Annotated in this window: 16 protein-coding genes; 9 read left to right on the top strand and 7 right to left on the bottom strand. The window is 69.4% G+C overall.

Translation table 11 applies throughout. The features are described 5' to 3' along the window. The first annotated feature begins 71 nt into the window (after positions 1–71). From QSK17_RS12830 to QSK17_RS12815, 4 genes are all read left to right on the top strand, one after another. Positions 72–554 carry a nuclear transport factor 2 family protein gene (locus tag QSK17_RS12830; protein WP_285704891.1) on the top strand — a complete coding sequence of 161 codons (483 nt, stop codon included), beginning with the start codon at positions 72–74 and terminating at the stop codon, positions 552–554. A gap of 147 nt (positions 555–701) precedes the next feature. Next, a complete protein-coding gene (locus QSK17_RS12825) occupies positions 702–1,880 on the top strand; it encodes a hypothetical protein (RefSeq protein ID WP_285704890.1) in 1,179 nt (392 codons plus the stop codon). Continuing rightward, positions 1,880–2,656, top strand: a complete 777-nt coding sequence (locus QSK17_RS12820) for an SDR family oxidoreductase (RefSeq protein WP_285704889.1) — start codon at positions 1,880–1,882, stop codon at positions 2,654–2,656. Before QSK17_RS12825 ends, QSK17_RS12820 begins: the two co-directional genes overlap by 1 nt. Positions 2,657–2,674: 18 nt before the next feature. Continuing rightward, complete coding sequence (locus QSK17_RS12815) at positions 2,675–3,835, top strand: sulfotransferase family protein (RefSeq protein WP_285704888.1); 1,161 nt, start codon at positions 2,675–2,677, stop codon at positions 3,833–3,835. Between the two features lie 33 nt (positions 3,836–3,868). Here QSK17_RS12815 and QSK17_RS12810 read toward each other — a convergent pair whose 3' ends face one another. Continuing rightward, complete coding sequence (locus tag QSK17_RS12810; protein ID WP_285704886.1) at positions 3,869–4,729, bottom strand: universal stress protein; 861 nt, start codon at positions 4,727–4,729, stop codon at positions 3,869–3,871. A 499-nt stretch (positions 4,730–5,228) separates the two neighbouring features. On the opposite strand from QSK17_RS12810, the gene QSK17_RS12805 reads away from it, so the two are divergent. Further along, a complete protein-coding gene (locus QSK17_RS12805) occupies positions 5,229–5,663 on the top strand; it encodes an OsmC family protein (protein ID WP_285704885.1) in 435 nt (144 codons plus the stop codon). Between the two features lie 138 nt (positions 5,664–5,801). On the opposite strand, the gene QSK17_RS12800 is transcribed toward QSK17_RS12805, so the two are convergent. Further along, positions 5,802–6,800 carry a hypothetical protein gene (locus QSK17_RS12800; protein ID WP_285704884.1) on the bottom strand — a complete coding sequence of 333 codons (999 nt, stop codon included), beginning with the start codon at positions 6,798–6,800 and terminating at the stop codon, positions 5,802–5,804. A 167-nt stretch (positions 6,801–6,967) separates the two neighbouring features. Then, positions 6,968–8,365 (bottom strand): RtcB family protein, encoded by a 1,398-nt coding sequence (locus tag QSK17_RS12795; RefSeq protein ID WP_285704883.1) that lies wholly within the window; start codon positions 8,363–8,365, stop codon positions 6,968–6,970. 389 nt (positions 8,366–8,754) lie between these two features. Between QSK17_RS12795 and QSK17_RS12790 the strand changes: the two genes are divergently transcribed. Continuing rightward, positions 8,755–9,033 (top strand): dsRBD fold-containing protein, encoded by a 279-nt coding sequence (locus tag QSK17_RS12790; RefSeq protein WP_285704882.1) that lies wholly within the window; start codon positions 8,755–8,757, stop codon positions 9,031–9,033. Between the two features lie 43 nt (positions 9,034–9,076). Here QSK17_RS12790 and QSK17_RS12785 read toward each other — a convergent pair whose 3' ends face one another. After that, positions 9,077–9,439 (bottom strand): hypothetical protein, encoded by a 363-nt coding sequence (locus tag QSK17_RS12785; protein ID WP_285704881.1) that lies wholly within the window; start codon positions 9,437–9,439, stop codon positions 9,077–9,079. 206 nt (positions 9,440–9,645) lie between these two features. On the opposite strand from QSK17_RS12785, the gene QSK17_RS12780 reads away from it, so the two are divergent. Next, on the top strand, positions 9,646–9,849 hold the full coding sequence (locus QSK17_RS12780) for a CopG family transcriptional regulator (protein WP_285704880.1): 204 nt from the start codon (positions 9,646–9,648) through the stop codon (positions 9,847–9,849). Between the two features lie 216 nt (positions 9,850–10,065). On the opposite strand, the gene QSK17_RS12775 is transcribed toward QSK17_RS12780, so the two are convergent. Beyond that, positions 10,066–10,548: a GNAT family N-acetyltransferase gene (locus QSK17_RS12775; RefSeq protein WP_285704879.1), complete on the bottom strand. Its 483-nt coding sequence runs from the start codon at positions 10,546–10,548 to the stop codon at positions 10,066–10,068. Positions 10,549–10,657: 109 nt separating this feature from the next. Between QSK17_RS12775 and QSK17_RS12770 the strand changes: the two genes are divergently transcribed. After that, complete coding sequence (locus QSK17_RS12770) at positions 10,658–12,553, top strand: endonuclease/exonuclease/phosphatase family protein (protein ID WP_285704878.1); 1,896 nt, start codon at positions 10,658–10,660, stop codon at positions 12,551–12,553. A 127-nt stretch (positions 12,554–12,680) separates the two neighbouring features. On the opposite strand, the gene QSK17_RS12765 is transcribed toward QSK17_RS12770, so the two are convergent. Beyond that, positions 12,681–14,744 carry a hypothetical protein gene (locus QSK17_RS12765; protein WP_285704877.1) on the bottom strand — a complete coding sequence of 688 codons (2,064 nt, stop codon included), beginning with the start codon at positions 14,742–14,744 and terminating at the stop codon, positions 12,681–12,683. A 303-nt stretch (positions 14,745–15,047) separates the two neighbouring features. On the opposite strand from QSK17_RS12765, the gene QSK17_RS12760 reads away from it, so the two are divergent. Next, complete coding sequence (locus QSK17_RS12760; RefSeq protein ID WP_285704876.1) at positions 15,048–15,347, top strand: hypothetical protein; 300 nt, start codon at positions 15,048–15,050, stop codon at positions 15,345–15,347. An 88-nt stretch (positions 15,348–15,435) separates the two neighbouring features. Here the strand turns inward: QSK17_RS12760 and QSK17_RS12755 are convergent, their stop codons facing one another. Further along, positions 15,436–16,341, bottom strand: coding sequence for an FG-GAP repeat domain-containing protein (locus QSK17_RS12755; protein ID WP_285704875.1), 906 nt, complete (start codon positions 16,339–16,341; stop codon positions 15,436–15,438). Positions 16,342–16,438 lie beyond the last annotated feature (97 nt).

The following is a 16,438-nucleotide window of genomic DNA, read 5'->3' as shown; positions in this document are numbered from 1 at the left end:
TCTCCGTCAGCGGCCCGCGAAAATAGAACATGTTCTTGCCAACTGTACGGCGGGCGAGCATGCTGGGGCGCATGGATCTGATCACCCTGGAAGAGATCCGCCAGGCGAAATACCGCTACGTGCGCTGCCTGGACCTCAAGCTCTGGGACGACTTCGCCGAGGCCTTCACCGAGGACGCCGTGGCGGAGTACGACACCCCCATGCTCCGCGACCCGCTGCGCCTGGTCGGGCGCGACGCCATCGTCGACTACATGCGCTCCAACCTGGGGCCCGGGATGATCACGGCGCATCTCGTCAGCCACCCCGAGATCGAGGTCGACGGCGACCACGCCACGGGCACCTGGTGTCTCGAGGACACCGTCATCGTCATGGCGTACCGCCTGCTGATCCGCGGAGCCGCCTACTACGAGGACAGTTACCGGCGCTGCGCCGACGGGCGGTGGCGGGTCAGCCGCACCGGACACCGGCGGACGTACGAGTACAGCGTGTCTTTCGACGACCTGCCCAGCCTGACGTTCACCGCGAACCGCTGGGCGCCGCCGGCCGCGACCTGACCGGCGCCTCGCCGCCGAGTTCGGCGGTGACGGCGGCGGCGGCCGCGACGAGCATCGCCATTGACCATCCCTTAGAACGAGTTCTACTCTCCTGGGAGACAACCTATCGCTTGGGTACATACTTGTACCGCAACCCGAGGGAGTCCGGTGGCCACGCAGTCATTCGCCGAGGCGATCGCCGAAGCCGAGCGGATCATCCGCTCGGCGCCGCACGTGCGGACCGATCAGGATCTGGCCGAGGGCCTGGACTACCTCGCCGGCAGCATCAAGGCCACGCTGCACATGGTCTGGGCCTACGAGCGCGACTTCCCGTTCTTCGCGGCCTCTACCGGGCCGTACACCAAGCTCGGCCTCGACAATCCCGACACGCTCTACTTCCACGCGTACATCCGCGACGACGCCGAGTACGTCGTCACGGGCCGCCGTGGCACCACCGCCGACCTGAGCTTCCAGGTGCTCAACGGCGACTACTCGCCGGCGCGGTCGCCCGACAGCCTCACGGCGTTCGACGACCGCGACATCGAGATCGCCGCGGACGGGTCGTACGAGCTGCGCTTCGGGCCCGCGCGGCCGGACGCGGGCCCGAACCACTTCACGCTCGGGCCGGGTGCGGCGATGCTGGTCGTACGCGAGGTCTTCAGCGACTGGGAAACCGAGCGGCCCGGGGAGATCCGCATCCACCGCGCCGACACGCTCGGGTCGGCTCCCCCGCCGGTGCCGGCGGAGCGGATGGCCAGGCGCTATGACGTGGCCGGCAAGATGCTGGTCTCGCGGCTGCGCACCTTCCTCGCGTTCCCGGAGTGGCACTACCTCACGCTGCCGGTCAACACGATGACGGAGCCGCGGCCCACGCCCGGCGGCCTCGCGACGCAGTACTCGTCCGTCGGCCACTACGACCTCGACGACGACCAGGTCATGGTGATCACGGTCCCGGCGGCGGCCCGCTCGGACGCGCCGTACCAGGGCTTTCAGCTCGGCAGCATGTGGTACATCTCGCTCGACTACATCAACCACCAGACCAGCCTCACCGCCGACCAAGCGCGCGTCGATCCCGACGGCAAGATCCGTTACATCGTCAGCGAGCGTGATCCCGGCCTGGCCAACTGGATCGAGCGCACCGGGCACCGCCGCGGATATCTGCAGATTCGCTGGCAGCGGCTCGCACGCGAGCTCAAACCGGACGACGGTCCCGAGGTGGAGGTGCTCCCGTTCGACGAGCTGCCGGAACGGCTGCCCCACTACGAGCGGCAACGAGTGAGCCCACAAGAGTGGGCGAGCCGGATCGCCGCACGCCAGACCGCCGTCGCGAAAAGGATGCTGGGCTGATGTCACTACAGAACCGGGTCATCGTCATCTCCGGCGTCGGGCCGGGCCTCGGCCGCGGCCTGGCGCTGCAGTGCGCCAAGGCCGGCGCCGACGTGGTGCTCGCGGCGCGGAGCGAGCCGCGGCTGGCCGAGGTCGCGAAAGAGGTCGCGGAGCTCGGCCGTCGCGCGGTGCCGGTGCCGACCGACATCACCGAAGAGGCGTCCTCCCAGCGGCTGGTCGAGACGGCGCTGGAGTCGTTCGGTCGGGTCGACGGCCTGGTCAACAACGCCTTCGCGATGCCGCCGATGACCGATCTGACCGCCGTGGACCTCGACGCCGTACGCGCCGCCTTCGAGACCAACGTGCTCGCCGCGCTGCGGCTGACCCGGCTCCTCACGCCGGCACTCGCCGAGAACGGCGGCTCCGTCGTGATGATCAATTCGGCGGTGCTGCGGCACTCGCGGCGCACCTTCGGCGTGTACAAGATGGCCAAGACGGCGCTGCTCTCCCTCGCGCAGAGCCTGGCCACCGAGCTCGGGCCGCGGGGCGTCCGGGTCAACTCCGTCGCGCCCGGATACATCTGGGCGGACAACCTGAAGTGGTACTTCGACTTCCTCGGCAAGCAGCGCGGCGTCCCGGCCCGGCAGGTGTACGACGAGACCGCCGCCACCTTGGATCTGGGCAGGCTGCCCGAGCCGGACGAGGTCGCCGACGCCGCGGTGTTCCTGCTGTCCCCGCTCGCCCGGGCGATCACCGGGCAGTGCCTCGACGTCAACTGCGGCGAGTGGCACCACTGACCCGGGAGGAGCTGCGGGATGACCACAGGACGTGACAGCGTGGGCACGGCCGAGGATCTCCACGCCACGGCCGTCAAGATCACCCGCCTGACCGATTTCGGCGAGCACGACTACCGCGACGGCCTCTACGTGCTGCTGGAGTCCTACGCCCGCGACGCGGAGCTCACGCCGCTGGGCAACAAGGCGACGCGCGCGTTGCTGCGGGGCTCGCTGACCGCCCGGCTGCTGTCCGAGGCGGCGTGGAAACAGCACCCCGAGCACGCGGACGTACGCGTCGAGCGGCCCATCTTCGTCACCGGCCTGCCACGCACCGGCACCACGGCGCTGCACCGGCTGCTCACCGCCGACCCCGCGCACCAGGGTCTGGAGGTCTGGCTGACCGAGGTGCCCCAGCCTCGCCCGCCGCGGAAGACATGGGCGCGGAACCCGGTGTTCCAGTCCGTCCAGGCGGGCTACGAGCGGCACAACGTGCGGAACCCGGAGTTCATGGGCGTGCACTACATGTCGGCCGACATGGTCGAGGAGTGCTGGCAACTGCTGCGCCAGTCGATGCGGTCGATCTCCTTCGAGTGCCTCGCCCACCTGCCGGCGTACTCCGCATGGCTGGACACGCAGGACTGGAGACCGGCCTACCGTCGGCACCGGCGCAACCTGCAGCTCATCGGGCTCCACGACGCCGACCGGCGCTGGGTGCTGAAGAACCCCAGCCACCTGTTCGCCCTCGACGCACTGCTGGAGGTCTATCCCGACGCGCTGATCATCCAGACCCACCGCTCCCCGCGTACGGCGATGGCGTCGATGTGCAGCCTCGCCGCCCACGCGACCGCGGGCTGGTCGGAGGTGTTCACCGGCGCCGTGATCGGGCGGGACCAGCTGGAGCTGTGGAGCCGCGGCCTCGACCGGTTCCGCGCCGAGCGCGCGAAGCACGATCCGGCGCGGTTCTTCGACGTCGACTACGACGATTTCGTACGGGACCCCCTCGGCACGATCGACGCCGTCTACGCCCATTTCGGACTGACTCTCGACGGCGCCGCGCGTACGGCCATGACCCGCCTGCACGATGACAGCCGCTCGGGCGCGGGCCGGCCGGCGCATCGGTACGAGCCGGCGGACTTCGGCCTGACCGGCGAGGAGATCGACGAGCGCTTCGCCGACTATCTGACGAGCATCGCGCGGTAATCCCCGCGCCCCGCTCCACCACCCGGCCGCGGATCAGAGGCGGACGACGGCGACGGGGCCGCGCGCGTGATGCACGACGGCGTGGGCGACGAAACCGAGGCCGAGCAGTGAGCGGCCTCCTCCGTGCGCTCCGACGATCGTGAGATCGTGTTTCGCCGACGCCTCGATCAGGGCCTTCGCCGGATGCTCGCGCACGACCTGCTGCACCAGACGGACGTCGGGCCGGCTCTCGCGCCACCCGGCGACGGCCTCGGCGAGCAGGGTCTCCTCCTCCTGCCCGACGGCCTCGACGTCGTACACGATAGGGAGCATGTCACCTGGACCGGTGCTGGTGGGATGGGTCCACGCGTGGAGGACGCGCAGGACCGCTCCGCGCAGCTCCGCCTCGCGGAACGCGAACTCCAGGACGGCGTCCTGGTCCGCCAGGCCCGTGATGCCCGCGACGATCTCCCCACGCCGCTGCTCGTGCGGCTCCCGGACGATGACCACGGGGCACGGCGCCCGGGAGGCGACGTACCGGCTCACGGAGCCGAGCAGCAGCTCGGCGAAGCCGCCACGGCCCCGGTTTCCGACGACCAGCAGTTGCGCTCCCTCCGCGTTGGCGACGAGTGTCTCCCCCGCTCCGCCATCGAGGATCTCGGTGGTGACCCGTACGTCCGGGTGACCGGCCCGGACCTGGTTGGCCGCCCGCTGGAGCAGCTCCTCCACGGCTTCGGCCCGCTCCGGGCTCCAGCGGCTCGGCTGCGGGGCCAGCGGAACGTGGTAGGCCCACTGCGGGGTCACGTGGACGATCCGTACCGGCGCGCCGCGCAGCGCGGCCTCCCGTCCGGCCCACTCGGCCGCCTCGAGCGAGACCTGCGATCCGTCGACGCCGACCACGATCGGATCCCTCATCGAACCCACCTCTCCTCCGGCGCCGCATCCCGAAACCCCGGCTCGTAGAGCATGTGCCCCGGCTCCGAACCACATACCTCCGGTCGGGAACCGCGTGCCCCGTATCGAGAAGGGCATGCCCCCAGTTCGGCGACATTTGTCCTCGACGATCCGCGAACCGTGTTCTCGTGTTCTCGTGTTCTCGTGTTCCCCTGGACACGCCCCGGGAGAACGTCTGGGAGCACTCCGGCCGGCAGTGCTCCCGGCCAGCCGAGGACGGCCGCCTCACCGAGGTACGGGTGACCTCGATCGACGCCACGCCGGCTACCAGGGGAAATAGCCTGCTTTATGGTGTTTTTCACCGCGAGTTGCGGGCACCCGGACAATAAGCGGACGTTGAGGAACGGCAGCGAGCCGACGATTTCGCGATCGACAGCGGCGGGCCGGAAGCACGGGCCGGGTACGCCGGGTCACGAGCCGACAGGCCAGGAGCAAACGAGTCAACAGCGTGGAGCCAGCCATGGCCGAGAGCCGGAGCGAAACCCTGTGTGTCGAGTGGCATGGCGGTGGCCGCTTCGACATCCATATGCGCGGGCACTCCGTGCGGGTCGACGAGCCGAAAGACTTCGGCGGAAGCGACACCGGTCCCACACCGACCGAACTGTTCGTCGGCAGCCTCGCCGCGTGCGTCGCGCACTGCGCCGAGCGCTACCTGCACCGATGCCAGCTGCCCGCCGGTGTCACGGTCACCGTGCGTTACGACTTCGGCCTGCAACCCGCGCACCTCAGCACGGTCGTGATGGAGATCGCGGCTCCCGGCCTCCCGGAGGGGCTGCGGGACTCCTTCATGGCGGCCGTCGGCCACTGTCCGGTGCTCAACACCCTGTACAGGCCGCCTGAGGTGACGTTCCAGGTCCTGACCACAGGCCAGGAGGCCGTCTGCCACCGGAACTGACCGGCCGGCGCTGTGCCCGAGATCATTGACCGTTGACGTTCGCGTCCGCGCCCCACCCCCGCCGGTCACGGCACGATCGGCGGCCGGTCGCCGGACACGAGCCAGGCCCTCGCCCGCCGCGGGCTGTCACCGCTGTCGTCAGTGGCACCCCATGTCGCCCGCGACCTTGTTCAGAACGGCGCGTTTGATCGCCGCGTACTCGGCGTCGGAACCTGAGGCGAATACATGCACGAATCTGGCGGTGCCACCGTCTCCGCACACCAGGCGCGTCGCGGCGTCGCGGTCGTAGCGGAGGTCCTCGCGGGTCAGCTCCACGGGCCTGCCAGGCGATACCCGCACCGTGGCTCGAACGCCGTCCGGTGAGAGGGCGTTCAGAATCGCCTCGTCGTGCAGGACGACAGCCGAGAACAGACCCAGGTCGTGCGCGTCGTCGCCATTGCCGAGGGCGGCGCACCTGGCGACAGGGCCCTCGCCGAGGGCGCCGAGCTGTGCCAGCTCACTGTTCTTCTTCCGTACGGTCGTGGGTAGCTCCACACCGCAGGGTGATTCGCCCGGGGCGAGGCGTACGGACTCCATCCCGGACCAGTCGAAGGTCCCAGGATCGGGGAACGGCGTGCCGCCACACTTGGCGATCCTCGCGTTGCCGACGGCGAGCAGGGTCTTCGCGGCGAAGTCAGCGGCGCCGCGCCGCTCCGACGCCGCGCCGGGGACGTTGACGTTCACGAGTTCGTTCCCGCACGGGGGCAGATAGAGCCAGCCGTCGACGCGCTCGCCGCTGGGCTTGATCATCCCTGGCAGGCCGTGGCCCAGCGGGACGATGCCGAGCCTCCACCACAGATGGGCCTTGAGTGGCGTCTTCATCACGGTGGTGCTGAGCCGCCAGTCGCCGGTCTTGACGGTGCACTCCGCGTCACCCCATCGGTCCTCCCCCTCGGTGACCTCCCAGGACGTGTCGCCGGGTGGTGCCGCGTCCGACAGCAATGATCGGTCGATGGAGTTCCAGCACGACCGGACCGGCAGCGCGCCGCTCCACGGCCACGCCCGGTTCACCGTCGCCCAGGCCGCCACGAGCAGCGCCACCGCCCCAAGCGCGACGGCGGTCCACAGGGCTTTGGTACGTCTTCTGCTGCGGTCCATATCTCCCCATTGATCGATTCGCGTAGACACGTGAACCTAACGCGCGGGGCATGCCGCCGGCGCGTAGGGAGCGGATTGCGGGCATGGGGGCGCTCAGCAGGGCGGTGTGGCCTCGGGCCGTGGTCGGTCCATCACCGGGGTCGGGGTGCCGTGGTCGTTCCACCCGATCAGCCCTTCACCACGCCGAGCGGCACCAGCTTGGCGACGTTGCCGCACAGACCCGCGCCGACACCGGCCGCGACGACGGCGTCGACGTCCTTGTACGCGGTGGGGGTCTCCTCGGTCAGGCCGCGCCACGACGACGCGCGTACGGCGATGCCCTGCGCCTCCAGCCGGTCGCGCAACTCCCGGCCCCTGACGGAGCGGGCGGCCTTGTGGCGGCTCTGGACCCGGCCGGCGCCATGGCAGGTGGAGTGGAAAGCATGGCCCTCGGTCACACCCGTGAGCACGTAGGAGGCGGTGCCCATGGTGCCGGGGATGAACACGGGCTGGCCGTAGGGCGCCAGGTCGGCCGGGAGGTCGGGATGGTGGGGCGGGAGCGCCAAGGTGGCGCCCTTGCGGTGCACGCACAGCCGTCTGCCGTCGTGCTCTTCCAGCTTGGCCATGTTGTGTGACACGTCGTACACGAGGTCCAGAGGAGCGTGGGTGACGTGCTCGAAAACGCGCCGGGCGGCCTGGGACAGCAGCTGGCGGTTGGCCCGGCCGTAGTTCGCCGCAGCGGCCATCGCACCCAGATATGCCCGGCCTTCCGGTGAATCGACGGGGGCGCAGGCCAGTTGCCGGTCGGGAACGTGGATGCCGTACCGCGCCATGGCCTTGTCCATGCTGCGAACGTGATCGCTGCATATCTGATGCCCGAGGCCGCGGGATCCGCAGTGGATCATGACGCATACCTGCCCGAGCCGGAGGCCGAACGCGGCGGCCGCCTCGGAGTCGTAGATTTCGGCGACCGCTTGGACCTCGAGGAAATGGTTTCCCGAGCCGAGGCTGCCGACCTGGACCGTACCCCGTTCGACGGCACGTGTGCTGACCTGCGCCGGGTCGGCGTCGGCAACCGCCCCCTGATCTTCGCAGCGAGCCAGATCGCGAGGCACCCCATGCCCCTGTCCCACGGCGTAGCGTGCCCCCTCGCGCAGCACCTGATCGAGCTGGGCGAGCCCCGCCAGCCGCCATACACCGCCCCTGCCGAGCCCGCGCGGTGTGGCGAGGTCGAGCTCGTCCATCAGCCGATTCAGCCGGGGCGCGAGCTGATCACGCTGGAGATCGGCGGCGAGAAGGCGCACCCCGCAGGAGATGTCGAATCCGACCCCGCCGGGAGAGACGACTCCCCCTGCCGCCACATCCGTGGCGGCCACGCCACCGATCGGGAAGCCGTATCCCCAGTGCAGGTCGGGCATCGCGTACGACGCCCCGACGATGCCCGGCAGGGTCGCCACGTTGACGACCTGCCGCAAGGCCTCCTCCTCAGGAAGGAGGTCCTGCGAGGCGAAAACGATCCCCGGCACCCGCATCGACGCGTGCCGCTCGATCCGGAATCGGAAGGGTGTCTCCTGAATGAGTTTCACGGCAGGCCTGATTCCGTCATGCCCGTGATTCGACCGACCGGGGCCGCGCGGGGCGGCGGCCGACCGGCGTTTCGGCGGTCACGGTCGGCTCCTCGGCCGCGGACCAGATGTCTTCTCTCCATGCCGTCTCTCTGCCGACCTTCTCCATCGATCCTCCGCCGGGACAAGCGCCCCGTCCGCCGACCAGAGGCCCGGATCGGCGGGACGAAAGTCCCTCCGCCGGAGGCGGAGGGAACCGGAGTGCGGGAGTGGACCGCGTCGAAGGGACCTTCGCCTCTGGGGAAGCAGGGCCGTCCGGGCATGGGATGGAGAACGTGGAAGCCGTGACGTCGTCGTGCGGAGGCACACCGTCCGGCGGGACGGCTCGCCGCCATCCAGGGAGTACGCGCATGACCGACAAACGCTGGAACGTCACCATCGATATCACCGAGCACGGCGACGACACGCATGCCCGTGCCGAACTGGCCGTCGCGGAAGGCGTCAGCGTCTCCGGCACCGGGCACGCCCGCCGCAGTCCGGACGACCACCTGGTTCCGGAGATCGGCGACGAACTGGCCGCCGCCCGCGCCCTGGCCAGGCTGAGTCATTGCCTTTATCAGGCCGCGCTCAAGGAGATGACCTCCCGTCAGGCGATGATCGGGGGCACGGCCGACCTGGACCTGTCGTGACGAGAAGGGGCACTCACCCAGGCCGTCTCTTGATCACGACCCGCTACACGCCCTGGCGCAGCCACCGCACAGCGGCGTCGGCGCAATCCTCGGGGCTGCTGTTGAAGGCGATGGCGGCGTCGGGCGCGTGCTGCCGGACCAGGTTGACCACCTTCTCGAAGAATTCGAGCAACGGCTCGTGCGTGCGGATGCCGCCCCCGATCACCACACAGGCGTAGTCCTTGCGGGTCAGCGCCTCAACGATCGCTCCTTCGGGGTCCTCGTCGAGTGCCACCAGGCAATAGTCGGCCTCGATGCCCTGATCGTCGAAACGGGCCTGGCCGCGTGCTATCGCCGCCTGAACCGGCTCCGGGTCCCAGCCCTGGATCTTGGCGGGATCAAGACCGATTACCAGTACTCGCGCCACTGCCCCTCCTTCTTGGAACGTCTCCACGCCAGTGCGATGGTCGAAGGTGGTGCCTGGCGCCATCGTCGCACACGCGTCACGCAAGACGATCTAACAGCCCAAGCCCCGCCGTGAGGACGAATCCCGCACATTGATCACGACTCGATACGCGCCCTAGCGGCCATCACGACCGGAAGGTGGTACCAAAAAGTGGTACCACATGGGGTATGGCTGAGACCAGGCTGTGTCTCCCCGATGAGATTTACGAGCAGATCAAACAGATCGCCGGCGGGGACGCGCAGAGCGTGAATTCCGCGATGGTCGTCGCGATCGAGGAGTACATCGCCCGGCGTCGACGTGAACGCTACGAGGCGATGGGCAGGAAAATCGCACAACGCGATCGGGAACTGCTGGATCGCCTGGCGCGATGACCTCCTTTCCGACGACGGAGGACCTTCTCGCTCTGGCTGGAACCATCCTCCCTACCGTCGACGTGCGTGACGGCGGTCAGTTGCATGCGGCCGTGCTACGCCCTGATCCGAGGTGGCCTCACTGCCGCTGGGCCGCCGGCAGCTCGGCCTTCCCTGCCGCAGGTCACTGAGGACATGCGGTGCGTGCGGTGATCTACCAGCCCGTTGGTCGTCAGGTCAGTGCAGCGCCTTTTTCATCACGTGCTCCCTGGTCACGCCGTCGGCCAACAGGTCCCCGAGTTCTCCGGAGGCGACGAACCCGTTGCGCTGGTAAAGGGCGATGGCGGGTTCGTTCCCCGGGATCACCGTGAGTCTCAACACCGTTGCCCCGGACTGCAGCGCCCAGGTCTCGACCGCCGCTATCAGCCGTTCTCCGACCCCGCGGCCTCGCACTTCGGGACTGACCCACACGGACTTCAGCTCCCTTGTGCCGTCGTCGCCAGGAACGCCGTCGGCCATTCCGACGGCTCGACCATCCAGCAACGCGACGACATGGTGAGCGTCGGGCATCTCCCAGCGGGCATGCCACCGCTCTTCTCCGCCCCTGTGCCAGTCGGCGAGCCGAGACTTGAACGCATGCGGCGCCTCGGTCAGCGCAGCAAGGCGAACGTCTCTCCACAACGGCCAGTCATTCATCGTGAGAACCCGCAAGGTCAGCATGCCGGCGATTCTGTCGCAAATGCTCGCCAGGTGGTCCACGGCGCCGCCGGCAGGTCACGATTTGAGCATGGCTCATGTTTTTTCTGATCATCGTTCCTACTCTTGGGCCATGCGCCCCCAGCCCATCCTCCTGATCGCGCTGATCGTCGCGCCCGCGTTCGAGACACTGCGGTTCGCCTTCCCGAGCCTCGCTCACCTGGCCGACACCGCCGGATACGTGACGCTGAGCGGCGTGGTCGCCGCCCTCGCCCTCACCCCTCTGCTCGCCCTGCCGGTCAGACGGCTGGCCGGGCGGCGAGGTCTGCTGTACACCGGGGCCGCCGCGCTGGTCGCCGTCCGGCTCGCCGTGCTCGTCCACGGCCCCGCCGTACCCCTTGGCGTGGCGGCCGGAGCGGTCGCGCTGTTCGCCCTGACGTGCCTGCTGGCGGCGGCCCCGGCGCCGGCTCTGCCGTACGGCCTGCAACTCGGCGTGGCGATCGACCTGGCGGTCCGGCTCTGCTTCGTGACGTGGGATCCGATGGGCCAGCGCTCGGCGCCCGCGCTGGTCTTCTCCGGCATGGTGTCGGTCGTGCTCGCCCTCGCGGCGGTCAGGCTCGCCGGCGACTCCATGTCGAACACCTCCGTGTCGAACGGCGACGGCGCGGCGTGCGCCGACGGCGGTGCCGGATCAATCGGCGAGGTCGCCGGACGCGGGCTGATCGCCGTCGGCCCCTGGCTCGCCGTGCACCTGCTGATCCTCACCAATCCGGCGGCGCTGGCCGCGGCGACGGGACTGCCGCTGCGGGGCGCGGGACCACTCTTGCTGTCCGGGCAGGTGATCACGCTGGTGGCGATGAGCGCGGTGGCCGGGCTCCGTACGGCGGTACCGCGAGCCGTCGTGGCAGGAGTCGCCTCGCTCGCGCTACCGGTGATCACCTGGACGCTGACCGGTCCGGAGGGCGTCAGGGGACCGGGCGCCGCCCCGCTGGTCGTCCTGGGGGGCGTGCTCGCGGGAGCGGCGCTCGTCATGTCGGTTCGGCCGGGCGGCACAGGATCAGGGGTACCCAGCGCATGGTTCGGCCTGTTGGCCTTCGTAGTGCTCGTGTTCGGCTACCAGATGTCCTACCTCGTCCCGCTCGGCCTGCCCGCTTCCGCGTTCGCCGCGTTGGCGGCGGCCGTACCGGGCGTGGCCGCCCTCGGAGCGGTACGCGGCGACGCGGGAATCCGGCCGCGGTTCTGGTGGCCGCTCGGAGTGGCCTTCCTCGCGGTGCCGGTGCTGCTCGCGACACCGGAGGACGGAACGCTGACCGGTTCCGGCGGGCCGATCCCGGGAGAAGACCTGCGGGTGATCTCCTACAACATCCATGAGGGAGCCGACCCGGGCGGCCTCTTCAACCCCGAGGCGATCGCCGCCACGCTCGAACGACTCGCCGACGGACCAAGCGTGATCATGCTCCAGGAGGTCGGGCGCGGTTGGCCGACCTCGGGCACCACCGACCTCGCGACCTGGCTCGCCGACCGGCTGGGCATGCGGATGGCGTACACCCCGGAGGCGGAGACCTGTTTCGGACTGGCGGTGCTGACCAACGTCCCCGTGGTGGACGTGCACGGCGAGCGTCTCCCCCGTCATCCCGACGCTCTGCAGCATCGCGCGCTCCTCCAGGTGACCGTGCTCGGCGCGGACCGGCGGAGGTACGTGATCGACGGCACGCACCTCAGCCACGACAGTTCGGCCGCGCGACTCAACGAGATCGACGGCCTGCTCGGCCGCGTAGGGGACACCACCCTCCTGATCGGCGACCTCAACGCCGCACCCGAAAGCCCGGAGATCGCCCGGCTCACCGGCAGAGGGCTCAAGGACGCCGGTGGAGCCGGCCCGGCGACCTTCCCCGAAACGGGCAAGCGCATCGACTGGATCCTCACCGGCCCGGCGGTGGAGCTCGCGCCCGGGAGTTATCGAGTCACCGAGTCGGCCGCCTCCGACCACCGACCGATCTCCGCCATTCTGCGCACGCGCTCTCCGTAGCCGATCGCCCGACGGAAGCCCGAGGAAAGGCCGAGGAAAGCCCGAGGGAAGCCCGGGGGAAGGCCCGCCTGCTCGCCGCCGGAGCCGGCGGCGACGGTGGGACCTCCGGACGGCGGTGGCACTTCTCTCACGCCGAACAGCGGGCGTCGACGCAGGTCAGCAGGTGGTACGCGTCAGCGCCGGCAGGACCGAGGCGGCCATACCACAGGAGGCGCGGCCGGCCGTCGGGACCGGTGGCGAGATCGAAATAGCCGAACCCGTACGCGGGCACGAGCCGGGCGGTCGACCGGCTCGTGCAGGCGTCGTCCTCGCAGGCCAGGATGGACACAAGCGGATAGACACGGTCATATCCGACCAGCAGGAGCCGGCCACGCGGGTCCAGCGTGAGCCCGGGTGTGCCCAGCGCGACCACTTCGGTGACCCGCGCGGCGCGCGGAGTCCCCGAGCACATCCGATCGCGGCAGACCACGATCGTCGTGGAGAGATCGTGCGGATCGTTGCGCACGATCACCGGCCGGCCGTCCGGCCGGACCGCGACCTGCACACGCAGCGGCCCCCAGGACCAGGCGCCCTGCCGCCACTGAGCCGGATCGAAGGTACGGGTCACCGGGTGCGCGCAGGCGGCGGAGTCGCAGATCGCCAGGGTCGTCTTCTGCGTGTACCTGTCCGCGTACGCGACGATCGGGCGGCCGTCCGGTGACGCGGTGACGGCGAGGGTGCGCTCGTCCACCGTCACGTCCGTGACATCCGACAGCAAACGGCCCAGCCGGACGGTGGCCGGGTGCGCGCACGTGATCTCCGGACACGTCGTCAGCTCGACGAGCGCGTTCCGGCCATTCCGGCCGTCCCGGTCATCGGGGTCGGGGGCGATCGAGGCGATGACGATGCCGTTCCGCGTGGCGACGGCGGCGGCGCGCACCTCGAGCTCGGCATCCTTCGCGACCCGCAGCGGCGAGCCGGACCGCCGCGCGCAGCCATCGGGACGGCACGAGAACGTCTCCAGCTCCCTCCTCCAGCCAGGCTTGTGCGTCCACCCCGCGACCGCAAGCGAGCCGTCGGCTGCCATGGCGACGCCCGGATGGATGTCGAAGTACTCCCTCAGCTCGGTGGTTCGACGCCCGGTGCAGGCGGCGTCGTCACAGAAGATCAGTTCCGGGTAGCCCGAGGCGCGGAAGACGACCGGCCGCCCGGCGGGGTCGAAAAGGACCTGGGTCGTCGCGGCGCGCTCATGGAAGCCGATCACACCGATCTCGTCGTCCAGCACGCTGACCAGGCCGAGCGGATTGCCCGCCGCGTAACTCCCGTACAGCAGGCCCGGAAGCAGGGCACACGCCAGGACGAGGGCGATCGGCCACCGCGCGGCCCGCCGCCGATTCTCAGCGACACCCGGGTCCTGCACGGGCGCCGCCTCAGGCAGGGGATCCTTCTGCCCCGCCTGCCGGAGATAGGCGTAGCAGCACGCCAGCGTGGCGGCCTGGACCGGGGCGAGCAGCACCGACGCGATCATCCGGACCGCGTCGACGATCGGCGCACCGGCCGGAGCGGGGAGTTCCACGCTCGCCCAGAACAGCCCCAACTGGACCAGACCGGGAAGGCCCGCGAAACCCAGCGCCGTCATCCAGACGGCTCCGCCGTAGTCCCGCGAGAACAGTTTCTCGACCGTACGCAGCGGAGGGACCCGGTCGGCCAGCGTGGCCCAGGCCGTCATGGCGGGCAGCAGGAGGAAGATGCCCACCCCGAGCAGCAGAATCAGCCCAGGAATGACGGATCGCACCGTGACCGACAGCCACAACGCGGCGCCGACCAGGGCGGTGAAAGCCACGCCGAACTGAACGGCGAGCAGCAGGAACGAATGCGGTCGGCGGAGGATCGCCCACAGGGCGCGGGTGGCCGACACGGGCCGTCCGCCGATGTGGTCCAGCACGACGCGGCTGCCGGCGACCAGGAAGAGCAGTCCGGACAGGATCGCGGCGAGCCCGGCGGCGGCGAGGGCGCCGATCCCGGCGAGGGTGTAGTGGACCAGATGCGGCGACCCGTTGACGATGACGATCCGGTGTCCCATGGCGACCAGCACGATCAGCGGCAATCCCACGCCGGGGGCGAGAGTCATCGCGCCGACTGCCAGCAGGTCTCGGTACACCCGGCGGGCTGTGCGGTAAATGATTGGGAGCTGGTGGGGGCCGTCCGCCATCTGGGCGAATGTCTCCGGCGGCCATCCTGGTGATTCCACCGTCGTGCTCACAAACCGTTCCAGAGGCACTTTCTCTCCTCCCGGGAGTCCTGCGGCGACGTGGAGCACTTTCCGAGCGAAGGCCGTGCGTGAGCGATTCCATCCTCGATGAAGCAGATCTCACAAGAGTCTCGGGCGGCAGTCCGATACGGTATGGCGTATACGAGATCGTCCCGTCCACGCTTTCCGTCACGTCCAGACTGGAATTACGCATTTATTGCGCTTTCCGGGGCGCGATTCGCCTCGATTCGATACAAAGAGCCGATGATCTTCATATCGGCGTCCAGGAATCTCCGTCGGGCTGCGACGCTGCTGTGCGTCGTCGCCGCCATCGGGTGCAGCGCGAGCGGGGCGGGCGACCTGCCCGTGCCGCGCGTGGCGTCCGATCTCGTCCTGCCGCTGGACGCCTACCACCTCGCCCCCGAGGATCAGGCCCGGGTCCAGCGTGCGCGGTTCATGCTGGTCAAGGACTGCATGCGACGCTTCCGAGTCGACTTCCAGGGCCCCTCGCCTGGAAGGACCCGAGGATCCGCGCCGCCGAGCACTCGTGGAGCGCATGCATGAAGCGGGCCGGTTTCGACTACGCGACGCCCGCTGACGCACGCACCCCGATGTGCCGGCACGGACCGATCGGGGCGCTTCGGCGGGCGGTTCAGAGGCAACCCCACCACCCGTTGCCGATCTGTACGCGTGGCTGGCTGCTGTATCCGCGCTTGCTTTCGCCGGGGTAGAGCCACAGCAGGCCGGTTTGGCCGTCGACAGCCAGGATGTCCTGGTGACCGTCACGGTCCCAGTCCGTCACCCCGCAGACCGCGATTCCTGGCCATGCGTTCCACCCGTTGCCGATCTGTACGCGCGGGTACCAGCCGTAGCCGCGCTTGCCTGTGCCGGGATAGAGCCACAGCAGCCCGCTATTGTCCTGGGCCAGGAGGTCCTGGTGGCCATCGCGGTCCCAGTCTGCGATACCGACGACCCAGATGTCGGTCCAGCCGTTGCCGATCTGTACGCGTGGCTGGCTGCTGTAGCCGCGCTTGCTTTCGCCGGGATAGAGCCACAGCAGCCCGTTCTTGTCCCGGGTCACAATGTCTTGGTGGCCGTCGCCATCCCAGTCTGCGGTGTGGCCGGTCGCGAAACCTCTACCGATCTCCACCCGCGGCTGGCTGCTGTAGCCGCGCTTGCTTTCGCCGGGATAGAGCCACAACCGATCGGTGCTGTGTTCATAAGTCACGATGTCCTGGTGGCCGTCGCCGTCCCAGTCCGTGACCGAGTCGTGGAGGCGATAGTTCCACCCCCACCCGTTCCCGATCTGTGCGCGTGGATACCAGCCGTAACCGCGCTTGCCTGTGCCGGGATAGACATATAACAGATCGGTAGTCAGGTCTCTGGCCACGATGTCCTGGTAGCCGTCGCCGTCATAGTCCCCCACCCCTGCTATTTGGTACTGGAATCCATCAGAGGATGCACGTGCGGGCGCCAGAAACCCCAGGACGGCGGTTGCTGCGAGGCCGAGAGCCATCGCGATGCGGTAGCGCGTCAACAGACGCGACTTGTATTTCACGGAAATACTCCTTATTCTTCCCTTTTGGTCGAACAGAGAGTATTCTCCTCAGCTTTCACCCGGCAAGTATCCCCATGGCGCCAAGAAGGTGGCGGCA

The organism is Microtetraspora sp. NBRC 16547 (assembly GCF_030268965.1).
Taxonomy (GTDB): Bacteria; Actinomycetota; Actinomycetes; order Streptosporangiales; family Streptosporangiaceae; genus Microtetraspora.
Note: the sequence above shows the minus strand (reverse complement) of the source record. Positions and strands in the feature narration are given on the sequence as shown.